Genomic DNA, 17785 nt, shown 5'->3' on the forward strand with positions numbered 1-17785 from the left:
CCATGGCCAACCAAAATTTACTTATCCTAGGCGGTTTCGGCAGAGTGGGCATGGAAGCAGCGACACACCTGTTAAAGAATACAACTGCAAATCTGACGCTTGCCTCACGGACAATACGCGCTATCCCATCAGCATTACAGTCTCGATTCGGCGATAGAATCGCGACCTTGCAACTTGATGTGAATGACGAGAAAACCTTGATTGCTGCCTGTCATCAGGCTGACGTCATGATTTCTTGTATCGGCCCCTCAGGAATTGTCGGTGACACGGTCGCCCAGGTTTGTAAAAAGACTCAAACGCCGTTGGTGGATGCAGGCGGCTATGATCCAGTCTGGCATCGTCTTGAGCAAGCTGAAGCTATCACTGCCAGTACAATTCCCTTGATTATTAATGTGGGTTTATTGCCGGGCTTGTCTGGCATGTTTCCCAAGTATGTTATTGATGCAACGGCACAGGGCAGGAAAGTAAAACAGCTGGATGTGCAGTATGTTGGCAGAGATGCCTGGAGCTACAACTCCGCCTGGGACATCATCAATGGCTTAGGGGATTTCGGTAACGAAAAAGGCTTTTGCTTTATCCATCGTCATCAAATGGTCAAGGTCCCGATGCGAAAAGCAACCAATAAAGCCCATTTTCCAGATCCAATTGGCCGTGTCTCAACCATGCTGCTTTACGCAGAAGAAATCACCCGCCTGGCTAAACAATACGATATTGAAACAGCCCGCGTCTTTGGTGCCAACATTGGCCCAAGAGCCACTTTTGTTGCGCTTATTGCCAAAGTTTTTCGCCTGTATCAATCCCGCAAAGGCATTGATCGGGCGGCAAAATGGATGGCTAAAGCCTCTAAAAAGGATATGCGCAAATTGGCACCCGCCTATGGGATTCAGGTTGATATCACTTATGAGTCAGGCCACCCCGTTACTGCCCAGTTGATGTTGGCAGATACCTATCAGGCAACAGGCGCGATTATGGCCATTGCTACCAGAGCAGTGCTTGATGGCAAAACAGCCGGCCCGGGGGTCTATTCCTTGCATGAAGCCATGACAAGCCAGCGTTTCATGCAAGACCTTGAAGCGAGTGGTCTGTTGACATTTAACACCGCCAAGTCTATCGAAAATAAATAAGGATCTGCCAATGAAATCGTTCAATAAAAAAGTGATCGTGATTGGCGGTAGTGGTGAAACCGGTAAACGCATCGTCAGCCAACTCAGCAAAACCTATCCCGATTTAATCATTGCAAGTGCGGCACGCCGCCAACAACAAAAAGCCGAACTGCCAGAAAATATACAAGCCATCGTGCTTGATATTAATGACAAAAAATCCGCTGTAACAACCATAGCCAATTATGATCTGGCCATTATTGCGCTTGGCCCGATGGACCAGTTTGGTAATACGCCACACCAGTTATGTATTGAAGCGGGTGTCGATGCAATTGATATCAATGACAGTCTTGATGCTGCCGATAAAATTTTATCGCTACATGAACAAGCAGAAAACCATGGTCGTGGCCTGTTTACCGGCATGGGCTTTACCCCTGGTTTATCGACCTTATTGCTGATGCAATTAGCCAGCGAGCAGGCTTCCGAAAAAGGGATTTATCGCGTGCGCTTGCATATGGGCGCGGCCTATGGTGGCGGGGAAACCAGCCCCTATGCGATGCTTGCCAGTTTCCGAAACAAAATTGATTGCTATCGGGGCAGGCAACGGTTTACGAACAAAACCCCGTGGAAAGACAAACACAGCCAATTCCTGTTTCCAGGGCAAAGCAAAAAAGCTGCCTTGATTCCTTTCGCCACACCTGAAATTGCCGGTTTATCAGATAGTCGAACTGCCGAGAAAGTATTAATAACCGAACTGGACAGCCGTTATCAGATTCAATATTTGAATCAAGGCTTTGCTCGCATGCTGGCGCGATGCAACCTCAAACCCGGTGCAGTCGACTATCTTGCCAAAAAGTTTTATACCAGTGGTCAGTCAATGAAGCACAAAAAAGATGCTGATCCGGATACAACCCTATGGGTCTACCCTGACCAACAACCGGAAAAAGGCTTGATTGTGCATGGCGTTGTTTCTTCTTATGATTTAACGGCATTAATGGCCTGCGCGGTTGCAGATTGTTGGCTTCAGGGTGAGCTGAGTAGCTATCAGGGTGTGTTCGGCACTGAACACCTGCCCGCCGATATTCGCGATAAATTCAGCAATGCATTAACAAAGCGCGGCATAACCCGTCGCAAGGCAACAGCAGAAAATATTGACATTGCCGATAAACACTTCGGCTGGGTTGATTCGGCCAGCCCTGATATTGCTTCACTTCGCAACTTTGGCAAGAACTGGTATAGCTTTGACAAACCGCACCCCAAGATGGCCCAACTGCAAAAGCAGTTTTTACTGACGTCTGATATCTGGCAAAGCCTTAAACAAAAGCAAAATTCGCTTGGATTTACCAAATTCGTCATTAAAACGTTGTTACGTTGGAAGAAACATAATCAGCTGCTTGCCCCCTATCGCGAGAATCGAGAATCAACCAACAACTCCCGCTGGCAGGCAATCACCAAAGACGTCAGCATGTTTACTTCCGGCTATTCTTGTGCCCGCGAGGTATTAGGAGATAAAACGGCGTTCTCACAATATCGAAAAATGTTTCTAGAAACCGGAAAAATGGAAATGCGCTGGCTTTGGCCAAAGCCAGAGAGCTTTGCGGCGTTTTCAGACCCGGAACAGGCTATCATCACCTACTGGTTGGCTTTTATGAGCAATTATCAACAACTCGGTGTGTTTCATCTTGATGTAAACCAAAAGCATGAATACGAATGGCAATTACGTATCTCAAATTGTGCCTACGCAACTATGTTCCACGATCTGGACTGTGCAGAATTATCGGGTCTGGTCAGAGAAATGGAGCGTGAAGCACTTCACTTCATCACCCATCAGAGTAATATCAAAGTCACTTGGTTAACTGGTGCTCGGGGGGCAGCAGAAATCACGCTCAGCTATCCTGGCCATCAAGAACAACAACCAAGCCAGACGGCGGCCCTGTCAGGTTAATTTAGAATAAAACTCGGCAACCTTGTTTGATTAAAAAACCGGGTTGCGCCGAGCCTAATTCATTGCAATCGCAATGTCCGGCATTAAATCCCGCCGTGCCACGCTGGGTACCACGCCAAATTGTTTACGAAATGCACTACTGAAATGACTGACATTGCTATACCCCAGAATCATGGCAGTTTCTGTCACATTGTTATTTTTCAGTAGATTCATGGCTCTTAACATGCGCTCCTCTTGGAAATAAGCGTAGATACTCTTTCCATAGCGAATTTTAAACCCCTTTTTCAACTTACATTGGTTTAAACCGACCGTTTTCGCCAAACTGGCAATCGTTGGCGGCGCACTCAAATCAGTGAGTAAATAGCTTTTGGCAACATTGAGTTGCTGCTCTTCTCGAGGAGATAGTCTGTCCGTATCCTGATGACGCTTATCTCCACGCAGCGCAAGTAATTGCCAGTAGAGGCAGTCTAATACTGCAGATTGCAAGAGCAACGAGTGCTCAACACCATCCTGAATTAACGATGCTACCCTAGATGCCGCCGCTGAGCCACGTTGACATTGAGAGGCACTTTTAATGAAAAAAGCTAAATCCGCATCAAAGTTTAAACCCGACAGTTCTTCACCAGCCAACTCATATAAAAGCTGGGGACTAATCATCAATTCAAGATTGAGCAAATTTTCACAGTGTTCGGTGTGAAAAATTTCGCCATCAGAAAAGCCCATATTGACATGGCCTTGCTCACAGAGCAGTGAAACATCTTTAACTTTTGCCGCATATTTGCCAGATAACAGACAATTAAGGTGAATGTATTCGTTATCGCCTTGAGCCGGCTCGTCATCAGCATGTTCAGGTGTCTCGAAGGCGGACGTGACACAGGCGATTAAACCCGGCTGAACTTCCAACATTCGGGTTTGAAAACCACCATCCTGAATCGGTGATATTTCCTTATCTGCAAACGATTGCGATGCATTAGAACGCATACTCTTACCTCAATTTGTCAATACTCTGCCAGCAGAAACATACCGACAGCGTTAACCTGGGCAAGCAACCATAAATATGATACAATATATCATAAAAGGCGCGTGATAAAGCTATCTTATCCGCTTTCTTTCGTTGATGCAAATAAGATTCATTATCAATAAAGACGGGTTTCAATAATTAAAAATGGGGTTCGCAATCAACGCCCAGCATCGGTAAAATCTGCCCATCATTACCGTAACGGAGCCAGCCATGGCACAGTATGTCTATAGCATGAATCGGGTGGGCAAAATTGTTCCGCCTAAACGCGAAATCCTCAAAGATATTTCTCTTTCTTTTTTTCCTGGCGCCAAAATTGGCGTATTAGGCTTGAATGGTGCCGGTAAATCTTCCCTACTTCGGATCATGGCAGGTGTCGATACCGATTACATTGGCGAAGCACGGCCAATGCCGGATATCAAGGTTGGTTATCTGCCGCAAGAACCCGAGCTTGATGAATCCAAAACGGTCCGCGAAATCGTCGAAGAGTCTGTTTCAGATGTGAAAGAGGCATTGGCTGAACTGGATGCGGTTTATGCCGCTTACGCTGAGCCGGATGCAGACTTTGACGCCCTGGCCAAAAAACAGGCCGAACTGGAAAACCTGATTACTGCCAAGGACGGACATAATCTGGAAAATGCATTGGAACGGGCAGCCGATGCGCTGCGCCTGCCTGCCTGGGATAGCAAAGTCAGTGTCTTGTCTGGTGGTGAACGCCGCCGCGTCGCCCTCTGTCGATTATTACTTGATAACCCGGACATGCTCTTATTAGATGAACCGACCAACCATCTGGATGCCGAGTCAATTGCCTGGATAGAGCGATTTTTGCAGGAGTATCCTGGTACCGTGGTGGCGATTACCCACGATCGTTATTTTCTTGATAACGCGGCAGGCTGGATTCTCGAACTGGATCGCGGTCGGGGTATTCCTTATGAAGGGAATTACTCTTCTTGGCTGGAGCAAAAAGAAAAACGACTCGAGCAAGAAGCCAAAGAAGAAGCGTCGCATCGAAAAGCAATTCAAGCAGAGTTGGAATGGGTACGCCAAGGTGCCAAAGGCCGCCAGACCAAGTCGAAAGCGCGCATGAAACAATTTGAAGAAATGAATTCTCGTGAGTTTCAAAAACGTAATGAAACGCAGGAAATTTATATCCCGCCAGGTCCTCGCTTAGGTGACAAAGTCATTGAGTTGAATAATGTGACCAAGTCGTACGGCGACAAATTGTTGTTTGAAAACCTGAATTTATCCATTCCAGCCGGGGCAATTGTTGGCATTATTGGTCCAAATGGTGCGGGTAAATCCACTCTGTTCCGTATGATCTCTGGCGAGGAAAAACCAGATGCGGGTGATATCGACATCGGCAGCACAGTCCAATTAGCCTACGTCAACCAGTCTCGCGACCTGGATGGCAGTAAAACGGTATTCGAAGAAATTTCAGATGGCAGCGATATGATTCAGGTTGGTAACTATCAAACGCCTTCGCGCGCTTACTGTGGCCGTTTTAATTTCAAAGGATCGGATCAGCAAAAGCACGTTAAGGATTTGTCTGGCGGTGAACGTAACCGATTGCACATGGCCAAATTGTTGAAGGAAGGTGGCAACGTTTTGTTACTCGACGAACCAACCAACGATTTGGATATTGAAACGCTTCGCGCACTTGAAGAAGCTTTACTGGCGTTCCCGGGTTCGGCCGTAGTCATATCACATGATCGCTGGTTCCTAGATCGAATCTGCACTCATATTCTGGCTTATGAAGGCGATTCCAATGTTGTTTTCTTTGAAGGCAACTATGCCGAATATGCCGACGACTATCGGAAACGCTATGGTAAAGATCATCAGCCAGAGCGGATTAAATATCGACGCCTGAACTGAACCCGTTTGCGCCTGCACCTGCCGTATCCTTCTAAATACAGGATACGGCAGGTGCCAAAAGCGGCTTATACCAAGCAGCTAACCTACCTGATTCCCCCTTCACAGCTTTGCGCCAAATCATATCAAGCATTGTTCTGGACGATTGTTCAGGAATGCCATACTACCAACGAATCAACAGCCAAACCGGTTTTGCCTGTCTTTTATCAATATCAGCATGGCATTTCACCGAGCAATGTCAGTGCACCTAAATGTACCTTGATTCATTTAGGTGCACGTTCTCAAAATACATATTTTATAACACACTGTTTTTATTGAATTATTTTTTTGGCACTGATTATGCATTATTTAAATTGTAGTTTTCAGTAGCATGTTGTTCTCTCTCTCTCGCTGCGTGCTGAGCTTGGGGTAAATCTTCGGATTTACCCCTTTTTTTTGAGATACACATACTGATTTTGTGATTACAGCAAGGCGGTACGATTATTGCGTTAAGGTAATACAGCCCATTCGGAATACCGTGAATACTATGGATGTTACTGCACAGCAAATACAATCATTTCTCACTATGCATCAATTGCCTAGCGAGTATTCGGAACGCATTAAACGGTGGTTTTCTCACCTTGCAGAAGATTTATTTTCGCACCAAATTAGTGCAAAAAGACCTTTCCTTGTTGGACTGCATGGTGCACAAGGATCGGGCAAAAGCACCTTAGCGGCCTGCCTCGTCCATCTATTGAAAGAAGTCTGTCAATGCCAAGCTATTACCATCTCACTGGATGACTTTTATCTCACTAAACAACAAAGAGCACAGCTAGGCAACCAAGTTCATCCCCTTCTCTCGACCCGAGGTGTTCCTGGCACACATGATTTAGCTCTAGCAAAAAAAACATTATTTGCTCTTAAATCTGGACAATTACCCGTTGCATTACCTGCCTTTAATAAAGCGATTGATGATCGATATTCAGAAACAGCATGGCAAGTCGTGAACCAACAACCCGACATTATTATTTTTGAGGGATGGTGTCTTGGGGCAACGCCACAAGCGTTGTCTGAGCTTGAGCAACCAATTAATACCTTGGAATCCACAGAGGATGTCGATGCCACTTGGCGTCGATATGTCAATGAGCAGCTAGTTGAATATCAAGATCTGTTTCAATTGGTTGATTATTGGCTAATGTTAAAAGCACCCGATTTTGATTGCATCTATGCCTGGCGACGTCAGCAAGAACAAGCCTTAGCAGCCAGACAAGACGATGACCATGTTGATAACTCGATTATGAATGATGTGGAATTAGCACGCTTTATCCAGTTTTACCAACGCTTAACAGAGCATTGCTTAAAAACGTTACCCAATAAAATGCACGCGATTATCGAGCTAGATTCGCAAAGAGAAATTATTCAGATGATTAAACAAACTCCAAACCGCCCTAATCCACTTTTAATTTTTACTGATTTAGACGGTAGCCTGCTCGACCATCATACTTATCGACATGACGATGCGACCCCCATGCTAGTGAGCCTGGAACAACGTGGAATACCCGTTATTCCAGTGAGTAGTAAAACGCGTTCAGAAATCGAACATTTACGATTCGGTTTAAAAAATACACACCCGTTTATCAGCGAAAACGGCGCTGCTGTGTTTATCCCAATTGGTTACTTTCCAGAACAACCTGAACAAACGACGATTGAGGGGCACTTCTGGCAAAAGCGGTTCGTCGCGAACCGATCGCATTGGCAAGCCATAATTGGTTCAGTTAAATCCGCCTTTTCGGGCGACTACATCAGCTTTAGTGATGCTGGCATTGACGGCATTATGAAATTGACCGGGCTGGATGTGTATGCGGCCGCCCGCGCTGCTCACCGTGATTTCAGCGAAGTGATTGCCTGGCAAGGCAGCCCCGCCAGACAAAAAGAATTTAGAGATGCCCTTATTCAAGCCGGTGCGAATGTCTTACAAGGTGGACGTTTTATGCATGTCAGCGGCACTTGCGATAAGGGTCAGGCACTTCGTTGGCTAAGTCAGCAATATCAATATTATCTACCTGAAAAAACATGGCAAACACTCGCCATTGGCGACAGTCAAAATGATATTGCCATGCTACAGACAGCTGACATTGGCCTTGTTATTCCTTCACCCGTACATGCTCTACCAGAAATACCGAATCAATCCCGGTTATTCGTTGCACCGCAAAGTGGCCCTGCTGGTTGGGCGGCTGGAGTAGCGAAGATCCTTTCAAACCTTTCCCATTCCACAGCAATGGATGCACAGGAGCTTTCATATGGCTGATTTTCACCAAAATGGCATTATCACTACATTACATAATCTGACGCACCGGCATCAGGCTGATTTAGAGCAGGATTTATTACGCTTTAGCCAACAACGTCCATTAGGGCTACTACTCCCCTCTTTGTATTCCGAATTGGAGGGTGCCGCTTTACCAGACATTATTCGGCAATTAAAAACGGTGCCTTATCTGTCGGAAATCGTCATTGGCTTAGACCGAGCAGATAAGTCCCAATATCAATCGGCATTGCAATTTTTTGGTGAACTGCCGCAACACCACCGGGTTCTCTGGAATGATGGCCCAAGATTACGCGCAATTGATGCTGAACTTCAGGCACTAGATCTGGCACCTCGGGAAGCCGGCAAGGGTCGTAACGTCTGGTATTGCATGGGCTATATTCTTGCGTCAGGTAAGGCTGAGTCAGTCGCATTACATGATTGCGATATTGTGACCTACAGCACCGAGATGTTGGCAAGACTGATTTATCCCGTTGCAAACCCAACATTTAATTACGAATTTTGCAAAGGCTATTATGCCCGGGTAGCAGGAGGACGGCTCAATGGTCGGGTAAATCGCCTACTCATCACGCCTTTGCTACGTGCTTTAAAGGCGGTGATGGGATCCAATGACTATTTGGATTACATGGATAGCTTCCGATATGCCCTCTCTGGCGAGTTTTCTTTTCGTCGGGATGTGTTGACCGATTTACGTATTCCGAGTGACTGGGGATTAGAAATTGGTGTGTTATCAGAAATGCACCGGAATTATGCTAATAATCGACTTTGTCAGGTCGATATTGCCGACATTTATGACCATAAACATCAAGACTTATCCGCTGAGGATCCCAAAGCTGGGCTCTCAAAAATGTCCATTGATATTGCCAAGGCTTTATTTCGCAAACTGGCAACAAAAGGGGTCGTTTTTACCCCTGAGCATTTTCGCAGTATCAAAGCCAGCTATTATCGTATCGCCCTCGATTTTGTTGAAACGTATCGCAATGATGCGCTGATGAACGGCCTTCGCTTTGATATTCATGAAGAAGAAGCCTCAGTTGAGACATTTGCCGCCAATATCATGTCTGCGGGTCAGGTATTTTTGGAGAATCCGATGGAAACCCCTTTTATTCCAAGCTGGAGTCGTGTGCAAAGCGCACTACCCGATATTTTTGAACGTCTTTATGCAGCGGTTGAAGCAGACCACGAGGAATTTTCTGGATGAATGTTGCCGAAATTCCGCCACTCCTCCAGATTTGTCGACAACACCTCAATACGGTTTACAGTGGTATTTTAGAAGAGTCCGAACGTCATCAATTAGCCGATGACTTACTGGAGATCATGCGGCTGACGGCAGATTGCCCGCTCACACCAGCCGATCAAAACAAGTGGCAAGCTGATGACATCGCCGTCATCACCTACGGCAACAGTATTTTGGCCGAAGGTGAACCGCCGCTGCAAACCCTAAAACGGTTTGCCGACGACTACTTAAAATCCAGCACAAATACGCTGCATATCCTGCCTTTCTTTCCATTTTGTAGCGATGACGGTTTCGCCGTTCAGGATTTTACCGCTGTAAACCCAGCCTTGGGAGACTGGAACGATATTCAAGAACTTGCCAAGGCATGGCGATTAATGGCCGATCTGGTCATTAATCACGCCTCAACTGAAAGCCAATGGTTTCAAAACTTTATTGCTGGCAGCGGTGAAGGTCATGACTATTTTTATACTGTTTCGGCAGATCAACCGGGCCTGGATGCGGTGGTGCGACCTCGTGTCAGTCCGTTGTTAAGGCCGACCGAAACAGCTAACGGTCTGCAACAGGTCTGGTGTACGTTCAGTCATACGCAAGCTGATTTGGATTTTCGGCGGCCATCAGTACTGAAAACCTTTGTCCGCATCATACGATTTTATCTCGATCAAGGTATTCGTCTGTTCCGACTGGATGCGGTCGCATTTTTGTGGAAACAGGCCGGTACTAATTGTCTCAATTTGCCAGAAACCCACGAAATCGTTCGATTATTGCGTCTGCTGACAGAGCAAGCACAACCCGATACCGTGATCATCACGGAAACCAATATCCCTAATCGTGAAAATCTCAGCTATTTTGGTAATGGCAATGAAGCTCATTGGATATACAACTTTTCTCTGCCGCCACTCTTGTTGAATACGCTAATGACGGGCGAGTGTAATTACCTTCGTCAGTGGTTGATGAGTATGCCGCCTGCCCGTCATGGGACAACCTATTTTAATTTTATTGCTTCTCATGATGGTATTGGTTTACGACCGGCTGAGGGGTTACTCACTGATGCGGAGCTTGCAGCCTTAATCAGCACCATGCAAAGTTTTGGTGGCGAAGTTTCTTGGCGCGCAACGGCCAATGGCATCAAAAAACCTTATGAAATTAATATCGCTTTATTTGATGCGATGCAAGGGACGCTGAAAGGGCCTGACACATGGCAAATCCCCCGCTTTATATGCGCTCACGGCATCATGCTCGCTTTAGAAGGTATTCCCGCTTTCTATTTACACAGTTTATTAGCCACAAGTAACGATTATCAGCGCGTTGAAGATAAAGGCCATGCACGTGCAATTAATCGACATCAATGGCAGGACACTCAATTAAGAGACTATCTTGATAGCCCTGAAAATGTGCATGCACAGGTATATCGGCAATTAACCAGACTGATTCAACTGCGCCGAAAACAACCCGCCTTTCATCCGAATGCAACGCAGTATACGTTGCAACTTGGCAGTCACTTATTCGGTTTCTGGCGTCAAAGCCTCTGCCGCCAGCAGAGTATTTTTTGTGTGTTTAATATCACCGATACCACTCAGTCCTTAGCGGTACATGATCTCAATCTGGTGATTACTGACAGCTGGCGTGATCTGGTCAGCGGTCAAGTCCTTGCCAATCAGCAAGAATCAATTCCACTCGCCCCCTATCAAATGCTCTGGCTAAGCAATCACTAGCTGACGCCAGACGGTAACCATGATAGGTTAACTTTGAACTAATTAAGCTAAATCAACGAGGATAGTTTCCATGACTAAAACGGTAAAAATCCGCAAATGTCTCTTCCCGGTTGCCGGTTACGGTACCCGGTTTCTACCTGCGACCAAGGCCATGCCGAAAGAAATGTTGCCTATCGTGAATAAACCCTTGATTCAATATGGTGTTGAAGAAGCCATGGAAGCTGATTTATCGCAGATGGGTTTTATTACAGGACGCGGTAAGCGGGCTATCGCAGACCATTTTGATACCAGCTATGAATTAGAGCATCAGATTCGCGGCACCAGCAAAGAAAAGCACCTTGAAGATATACGTCATGTCATGGATACCTGTGACTTTATGTTTATTCGCCAGCGGGAAATGCTTGGACTTGGCCATGCCATTTTAAGTGGTGAGCCCATGATCGGCCCTGAAGATTTTGCCGTTATTTTGGCTGATGATCTCTGTGCACCGCCGACGGATGGCAGCGAACGTGCACTCAGCCAATTAGTCGACCTCTATGCAAAACAGGGCTGTACCGTTATCGCCATTGAGGAAGTGCCGCCGGAAAATACGGGGAGTTATGGTGTTATTTCCGGTGAAGAAATTGAACCGGGGGTGTTTCGTGTCACCGATATGGTGGAAAAACCCAAACCCGAAGATGCGCCGAGCAATTTGGCCATCATCGGACGCTATGTGTTTACAAATGATATCTTTGATTACATTCGGAAGACCCCGCCGGGCGCTAACGGCGAAGTCCAGATTACCGATGCCTTGAAAGTCATGGCTCAAGAAAAACCTGTGTTGGCGTTGAAGTTTAAGGGACAGCGATTTGACTGTGGCAGTATTGGCGGTTTTGTTCAAGCCACCAATTATTATTATCAAACCGATTATCTGGATAAGTAATCTGAGTCCGCCTGATTGATTTTATCTGTGATGACACAGCCGGAAAATTTCACCCAAGACGCACTTACCTCTCAAGCCAATGTCCTAGAAGCATTGCTTAAACAATGGCATGAGGCCATCGAGCATGAGAGCAGTGTGTCTGTTTTTTTAATTAAAATAGATGCTTATGAGGAGATTGAAAAAAAAGCCGCGTGTACCCGAAAGATTTTGCACAAAATCAATCAGCTATTGAACCGGCAAGACGATCATCTCTGCCATTTCAACCGCAACATGATAATGTTTATCACGTCAGAACTCTCCTATAGGCAGGCCTGCCAATTCGCTGAGCGAATTCAAGCATCAATTGTGTCGCTGGGCTTGCAACAACAGATAAATCAAACCGCATCTGCTGGCATCACTCTCAGTATCGGCCATGTCACCTATTCTCCTCAACGCGAAGATACGGTTGGCATATTGGATATTCTCAGTGCGGCAGTTCGGTATTGTCAGGAGGCCAGCAAAGCTGGTGGTAACCGATGTCAAACTCGATTGCACACGACGGTGCTGCGTTAACGTTGACAGTAGAATTGGCTCGACTGGAATGCTATATTATGCGCTGACTACACAATGCAGAGGCATCTGTCATGTTAAAAAAACTTGATAAATTTTTGATTGAAAAGTTTCCTCATATTATTTTGACCTTTACCGTGTTCTGGTTATCGCTGGTCGCTTGGGGACTGTTTAATTCCTAAGTGTCATTCGACATACCAAGCATCAAAAAAACCGGTTTTTACCGGTTTTTTTCGTTTCACTGAGCAGCAATACCCACCAGGACACCCCGTTTGTGCTGCAAATGTTCCAGTACAAATAGGCTCAAATAGTCTTAAAATCAATAATACCTATGAAATAAAGGTTGGCTTGAGTTGCGTTGTCATGATGGATGTCGTTGATAGGTCATGGGTCGCTATTTCGATACAATCATATTGTTTGTCTACACCCACCGCCATGAATGAATAACTGACTATGAATCCATTGGAACAGCATCAACTTGCTTTGTCACTAAATTTACCTGAGACCATCATGGCCAGCCGGTTAGCACAATGGTTATCCACTGGGGGCTTTCAATACCCAGCTGATGAGGATCTTTTTCAGATCAATCGTGAGAACGTCTCGCAGCAGCACCAGTTATTGCTGAAAGCATGGCTTTTATTTCATCAAAATTTATTAATCGATGCGGGTATCCCCGCGTTTAAAAGTGCAGAAATTGATCAAATCGAATATCAAGAAAATGGTCGATTAAGAATAACGATTAGCCTGTTTTCCTTCATCGAATTCCGAAACCTTTTCGTCAATGCCTTATCGCAATGCTTCACTTTTATTTTAAAAATGAATGCGACACCTTATTCGCTTGAGGCATTTGACGATCTTGGCAAACGCGTTGAACAACAACTCTATCAGCCACTAAAAAAGGTCAGTAATGCGGGCTTATCGAATATTCCCATTCTTCAATACGCCTATGAACACCATATCCCTATGCAATATTTTGGTGCCGGTTTGTATCAATTAGGTTGGGGAGCGAACGCACATTGGTTGAAAGCCAGTAGCACGGAAGAAGATAGTGCAATTGGGGCTAAATTAAGCGGCTATAAACATTTTAGTGCTCAACGGCTAAAAAGTTTAGGCCTCCCCGCCGCACAGAATGCGTTGGTAAAAACCATTGAACAAGCAGCCGAGTTCGCTGATGAAATTGGCTACCCTGTCGTCGTTAAGCCAGAACAAGGCAATCGCGGAGAAGGCGTGGTCAAAGATATCACTACGGTGACTCAGCTCAAGCGAGCATTTGAATATAGCAAAAGCTTTAATGAACTAGTCTTAATCGAAAAACAGGTCACAGGATCTTGTTACCGGTTTTTTGTCTATAAAAACGACGTTATTTACATTAACGGTAATCTGCCAAGAAAGCTTGTCGGCAATGGTGAAGCCAATATCGCTGAACTGATTGAAGCCGACACCCGTTATCAAATGACTCGAAAACACTGGCAACGCGACCCCACTATCCCACTTGATACAGAAACGCACGATTGTCTCCGTGACCAGAATTTAACCTTGCAAAGTGTGCCTGAGAAGCATCAATCCATCGCGATTCGAAAAATCGGCTCAATGCAATGGGGTACTGAGGATGCACCTGCCGTTTGTGATGCTCACCGCGATAATATCGCACTTGCCATTGCGGCGGCAAAAGCCATGAATTTAGCAACGGCGGGGGTAGATATGATTATTGAGGATGTGACGCGCTCTTGGCTTGAACAGACGGTTATCGTCAATGAAATCAACTCTTCACCAATGATCGGCGTGAGTAAAGCCTCACTTGATGCGCTACCCAAACTGATGCGGTTAATGTTGCCTAATCAGGGGCGTATTCCTGTCACCGTATTTTTAGGAAAAGAGGCCGCATTTGACGCAGCCAGAAAGGCACAGCAAGCAGCGATAGAAAACAATATTGCCTGCTATCTAACCTCACATCAAACGACGCTCTCCCCAGATCAAAACAGCACCCCAATGACCTTTGAAACCGTGTCTCAGCGTGTTAACGCGCTTATGCAGATGCCTAGCGTAGCCGCTTTGATTATCGTGGTTGAGTCCGATTCAGTACTAGAAGAGAAATGGCCAGTTGACCAGATCGATGAGTTAGTCGTAGTGGATAACGTAAATCAGGCTGTTGAGGATTTTTTTCGGTCACTGTGTAGATGACTATGTCGCTCAATTTTTCGCTCGAAGACAGTCAACGTTTCGTCACCGAGGTCTTGGATCATTACGCAATAACCCAGCCCGATACCATTGCGATTGAAAATGACAACCTTGCTATCAGCTATCAGAAACTTAAACAATTAGTGAATGATTGGCAACAAGCACTTGAACAAGCCAATTTACCCAAAGGTCTCTGTATCGGCTTGCGTTTCCACAGTCAAATTGGCCATCTAATTTGTCACCTTGCTTTACTTAAGCAAAATATCACGCAGGTGATAATCGACCCCCACGATCCCGTCCAACTTCAACAAAATACCGTGATGACGTTGGCTATTGACCTGATCCTGCAAGAAACCGCTGAAAACCAACAACAACTTGGTTGTGCCATTCATTCAATTGAAAGCTTGCCCGATAGTCCGCAGTTTCAAGTTAGCGCAAAGCCCTATTCTCAGGATAGCGTGCTGGTGTTCAGTGGTTCTGGTACCACCTCAAGCCCCAAACATTTTGCTTTTACCTCGACGCAATATGCTGCCATGCTAAAACGCGGTTTAGATGCATGGGTGATAAAGAATCAAGAACGTTACTTTTGCTACTCTCGACTCAACTTTGTTTTTCCACAAAGACAGGCCTTGTTGTGCTTATCCGTCGGGGCATGCCTTGTTTTATCGGCTAAGCCGATACCAGACCTCATTCAATTTGTCAGAAAACGTCAGGTCGAACATTTGCTATTGACCGCGAATCAGGCACAGCAGTTTATACTTAACAGCCCCAGCTTAAAAACACCAACTGAAGATCTCGTCCTACCGCATTTAAAAAGTCTGCAGCTATCCAGCTCGTTAATCAAACAACGTTTACGTAGCACCATAATGGCAAAAGTGACACAACAGCTTTACATTCTTTACGGTGCAAATGAGTTCGGCATTATTTCTATGGCCTACCCCGAACAAGTTGCTAACCAGCCAGGAACTGTTGGCGAGGTGCTGCCCAACGTGACCGTGCAAATCATGCATGATGGGGAAAAAACATCTCAGCCGGGTGCAATCAGAGTAACAGGTGCGAATATGATCCAGGGCTATGTGGCCGATCCCACAGCAAGCCAAAAAAGCTTTCCAGATGGCGAGTGCTATCTGCCAAACGACACAGGATTTTTTACAGCGGATGGCCAATTAATCATTGAAGGTCGAAGCGATGATGCCATCCTTTACACTGGTGTAAATCTCTATCCAAGGGCACTGGAAGAAGTTCTGGAAGCTCACCCCGCGGTGACAGAAGCCGCGGTCTTTCCCATTTCATTGCCAGATCAGGATGACATCCCCGTTGCTGCGGTTGAGGTGAACCAGCCCATTGAAGTCAAACTACTGTTAAGTTTTTGTCAAAATCAATTAGGCTGGAAGCGGCCCCAACATATTTTCATCATTGATCAACTGCCACGAAATCGCGCTGGCAAGGTGTTGAAAAGACAATTAAAAGAGATGGTTGAGTCAAAGATTCGAGTTCGATCTTAAAAAGCGCACTTCATATTGTCATCTACCCACTCGTTTTTTGCCGTTTATCTTTGCCAGAAAACGATCATCTCAAGCCGATACTTTATGAAATACCGCAATGGATTCCACATGACCGGTGTGGGGAAACATATCCATGACCCCCGCCGCTGATAATTGATAGCCATATTGCTGGACCAACTCGCCGGCATCTCTTGCAAGGGTTGCCGGGTTGCAAGAGACATACACCAGCAACTCGGCCCCCAAATCCGCTAATTGACCTAATACTTCAAATGCACCGCTACGTGGCGGATCAAGCAGAATTTTATTAAACCCGGCTTTGGCCCACGGGTAATCTGCGAGGCGTGTCTGCGTCAGATCTGCTTGCTCAAATAACGCATTACTCAAATGATTTAATTGTGCATTTCGGCGTGCATGAGCAACCAATGAAGCATCGCCCTCGACCCCGATTACCTCCGCAGCACGTTTTGCTAATGGCAAGGTGAAATTGCCGAGACCGCAAAATAAATCCAAGATCCGGTCAGACTGATTAACGTCCAGTAAAGACATCGCCAGCGGAATCATTTTTTCATTAATACCGGCATTGACCTGCGTGAAATCACCTGGCGCAAAATCTAATCTTAAACCGGGCTCAGGGGCATAATGCAATTGAGGAGACAATGGCCACAAAGGACTTACCGTATCCGGGCCACCAGATTGTTGATATATCCAAAGATTTTGTTGCTCGCCAAAGGCAATGAGTTTTTGTTGATCACCTTTTGATAACGGATCCAGATTTCTAAATACCAGTGCTGTATGGGTGTGATCCATCGCCACTTCTATCTGCGCAATACGCTGATAAGCATCCAGCGAGGCAATCAAATCAGCCAGATCATGCAATCGCAGGCCAACTCTGGGATCCAGCACTTCACATTGCTGCAGCTCTGCGACAAAGGGCGACGCCTTTTCCCGAAAACCGACCAGCACTTTTTGTTTTTTATGGACATACTTGACTCCAAGTCGTGCTTTTCGGCGGTATCCCCATAATGGCCCGGTCAACGGTGATAGCCAATGTTCAGGCGCCAGCTGACCGAAATGATGTAATTGTTCTGCCAATGTTTGTTGTTTTAGCGCCAGTTGCGCCGCCGGTTCCATATGCATCAAACTGCAACCACCACAGACACCAAAATGTTGGCAGCGAGGTTTGACGCGTTTTGATGAAGCTAAATGTACGGCATCGATTTTGGCTTCATCATATTTACTATGATGACGGGTGTAATAAAAGCTGACCTCTTCGCCCGCCAAAGCCCCATCGACAAAGACCGTTTTCCCTTCAACTCTGGCGATACCTCGACCATCATGCGCCAAACCCTCAATGTGCGCGGTGATACGCTCCTGTGAAACCTTTTGTCGTCGCTGTCTGCGCGCCATATTTTTTCCTGCAAATAAAAAAGTCCGGCCACGAGGAACGC

General features: G+C 46.0%; 13 protein-coding genes. 11 read left to right on the forward strand and 2 right to left on the reverse strand.

Annotated elements, in window-relative coordinates; genetic code table 11:
* The first annotated feature begins 2 nt into the window (after window positions 1–2).
* Both Q7C_RS01915 and Q7C_RS01920 read left to right on the forward strand, forming a co-directional pair.
* Entirely contained in the window at window positions 3–1124 is a 1122-nt protein-coding gene (locus Q7C_RS01915) for a saccharopine dehydrogenase NADP-binding domain-containing protein (RefSeq protein WP_041366388.1), read from the forward strand.
* A 10-nt stretch (window positions 1125–1134) separates the two neighbouring features.
* Entirely contained in the window at window positions 1135–3045 is a 1911-nt protein-coding gene (locus Q7C_RS01920; RefSeq protein WP_014703023.1) for a saccharopine dehydrogenase NADP-binding domain-containing protein, read from the forward strand.
* A 54-nt stretch (window positions 3046–3099) separates the two neighbouring features.
* On the opposite strand, the gene Q7C_RS01925 is transcribed toward Q7C_RS01920, so the two are convergent.
* Window positions 3100–4026 carry a helix-turn-helix transcriptional regulator gene (locus tag Q7C_RS01925; protein ID WP_014703024.1) on the reverse strand — a complete coding sequence of 309 codons (927 nt, stop codon included), beginning with the start codon at window positions 4024–4026 and terminating at the stop codon, window positions 3100–3102.
* Between the two features lie 250 nt (window positions 4027–4276).
* Here Q7C_RS01925 and ettA point away from each other — a divergent pair, with 250 nt between their 5' ends.
* The 9 genes from ettA (at window position 4277) to Q7C_RS01970 (ending at window position 16337) form a co-directional block, all read left to right on the forward strand.
* Complete coding sequence (gene ettA, locus Q7C_RS01930) at window positions 4277–5935, forward strand: energy-dependent translational throttle protein EttA (protein WP_014703025.1); 1659 nt, start codon at window positions 4277–4279, stop codon at window positions 5933–5935.
* Between the two features lie 51 nt (window positions 5936–5986).
* On the forward strand, window positions 5987–6250 hold the full coding sequence (locus tag Q7C_RS01935) for a hypothetical protein (protein ID WP_014703026.1): 264 nt from the start codon (window positions 5987–5989) through the stop codon (window positions 6248–6250).
* 208 nt (window positions 6251–6458) lie between these two features.
* The gene (locus Q7C_RS01940) at window positions 6459–8219 is read left to right on the forward strand and encodes an HAD-IIB family hydrolase (RefSeq protein ID WP_014703027.1); all 1761 of its coding nucleotides are present in this window, start codon (window positions 6459–6461) and stop codon (window positions 8217–8219) included.
* Entirely contained in the window at window positions 8212–9435 is a 1224-nt protein-coding gene (locus Q7C_RS01945; RefSeq protein ID WP_014703028.1) for a glycosyltransferase family protein, read from the forward strand. The genes Q7C_RS01940 and Q7C_RS01945 overlap by 8 nt, the downstream gene beginning before the upstream one ends.
* Window positions 9432–11183 carry a sugar phosphorylase gene (locus Q7C_RS01950; protein WP_014703029.1) on the forward strand — a complete coding sequence of 584 codons (1752 nt, stop codon included), beginning with the start codon at window positions 9432–9434 and terminating at the stop codon, window positions 11181–11183. The genes Q7C_RS01945 and Q7C_RS01950 overlap by 4 nt, the downstream gene beginning before the upstream one ends.
* 70 nt (window positions 11184–11253) lie before the next feature.
* The gene (galU, locus tag Q7C_RS01955) at window positions 11254–12105 is read left to right on the forward strand and encodes a UTP--glucose-1-phosphate uridylyltransferase GalU (protein WP_014703030.1); all 852 of its coding nucleotides are present in this window, start codon (window positions 11254–11256) and stop codon (window positions 12103–12105) included.
* A 30-nt stretch (window positions 12106–12135) separates the two neighbouring features.
* Window positions 12136–12657, forward strand: coding sequence for a diguanylate cyclase domain-containing protein (locus Q7C_RS01960; RefSeq protein WP_238532356.1), 522 nt, complete (start codon window positions 12136–12138; stop codon window positions 12655–12657).
* 450 nt (window positions 12658–13107) lie between these two features.
* Window positions 13108–14835 carry an ATP-binding protein gene (locus Q7C_RS01965; protein WP_014703033.1) on the forward strand — a complete coding sequence of 576 codons (1728 nt, stop codon included), beginning with the start codon at window positions 13108–13110 and terminating at the stop codon, window positions 14833–14835.
* Window positions 14836–14837: 2 nt separating this feature from the next.
* Complete coding sequence (locus Q7C_RS01970) at window positions 14838–16337, forward strand: class I adenylate-forming enzyme family protein (RefSeq protein WP_041366390.1); 1500 nt, start codon at window positions 14838–14840, stop codon at window positions 16335–16337.
* Window positions 16338–16406: 69 nt separating this feature from the next.
* Here the strand turns inward: Q7C_RS01970 and rlmD are convergent, their stop codons facing one another.
* Complete coding sequence (gene rlmD / locus Q7C_RS01975; RefSeq protein ID WP_014703035.1) at window positions 16407–17744, reverse strand: 23S rRNA (uracil(1939)-C(5))-methyltransferase RlmD; 1338 nt, start codon at window positions 17742–17744, stop codon at window positions 16407–16409.
* Window positions 17745–17785 lie beyond the last annotated feature (41 nt).

The sequence above is a fragment of the Methylophaga frappieri genome (assembly GCF_000260965.1).
Taxonomy (GTDB): domain Bacteria; phylum Pseudomonadota; class Gammaproteobacteria; order Nitrosococcales; family Methylophagaceae; genus Methylophaga; species Methylophaga frappieri.

Coding starts and splice junctions, on each gene's coding strand:
- Q7C_RS01920 (WP_014703023.1), top strand. CDS start 1,135: ATGAAATCGTTCAATAAAAAAGTGATCGTGATTGGCGGTAGTGGTGAA.
- Q7C_RS01970 (WP_041366390.1), top strand. CDS start 14,838: ATGTCGCTCAATTTTTCGCTCGAAGACAGTCAACGTTTCGTCACCGAG.
- ettA (WP_014703025.1), top strand. CDS start 4,277: ATGGCACAGTATGTCTATAGCATGAATCGGGTGGGCAAAATTGTTCCG.
- Q7C_RS01965 (WP_014703033.1), top strand. CDS start 13,108: ATGAATCCATTGGAACAGCATCAACTTGCTTTGTCACTAAATTTACCT.
- Q7C_RS01925 (WP_014703024.1), bottom strand. CDS start 4,026: ATGCGTTCTAATGCATCGCAATCGTTTGCAGATAAGGAAATATCACCG.
- Q7C_RS01915 (WP_041366388.1), top strand. CDS start 3: ATGGCCAACCAAAATTTACTTATCCTAGGCGGTTTCGGCAGAGTGGGC.
- Q7C_RS01960 (WP_238532356.1), top strand. CDS start 12,136: ATGACACAGCCGGAAAATTTCACCCAAGACGCACTTACCTCTCAAGCC.
- rlmD (WP_014703035.1), bottom strand. CDS start 17,744: ATGGCGCGCAGACAGCGACGACAAAAGGTTTCACAGGAGCGTATCACC.
- Q7C_RS01950 (WP_014703029.1), top strand. CDS start 9,432: ATGAATGTTGCCGAAATTCCGCCACTCCTCCAGATTTGTCGACAACAC.
- Q7C_RS01945 (WP_014703028.1), top strand. CDS start 8,212: ATGGCTGATTTTCACCAAAATGGCATTATCACTACATTACATAATCTG.
- Q7C_RS01940 (WP_014703027.1), top strand. CDS start 6,459: ATGGATGTTACTGCACAGCAAATACAATCATTTCTCACTATGCATCAA.
- galU (WP_014703030.1), top strand. CDS start 11,254: ATGACTAAAACGGTAAAAATCCGCAAATGTCTCTTCCCGGTTGCCGGT.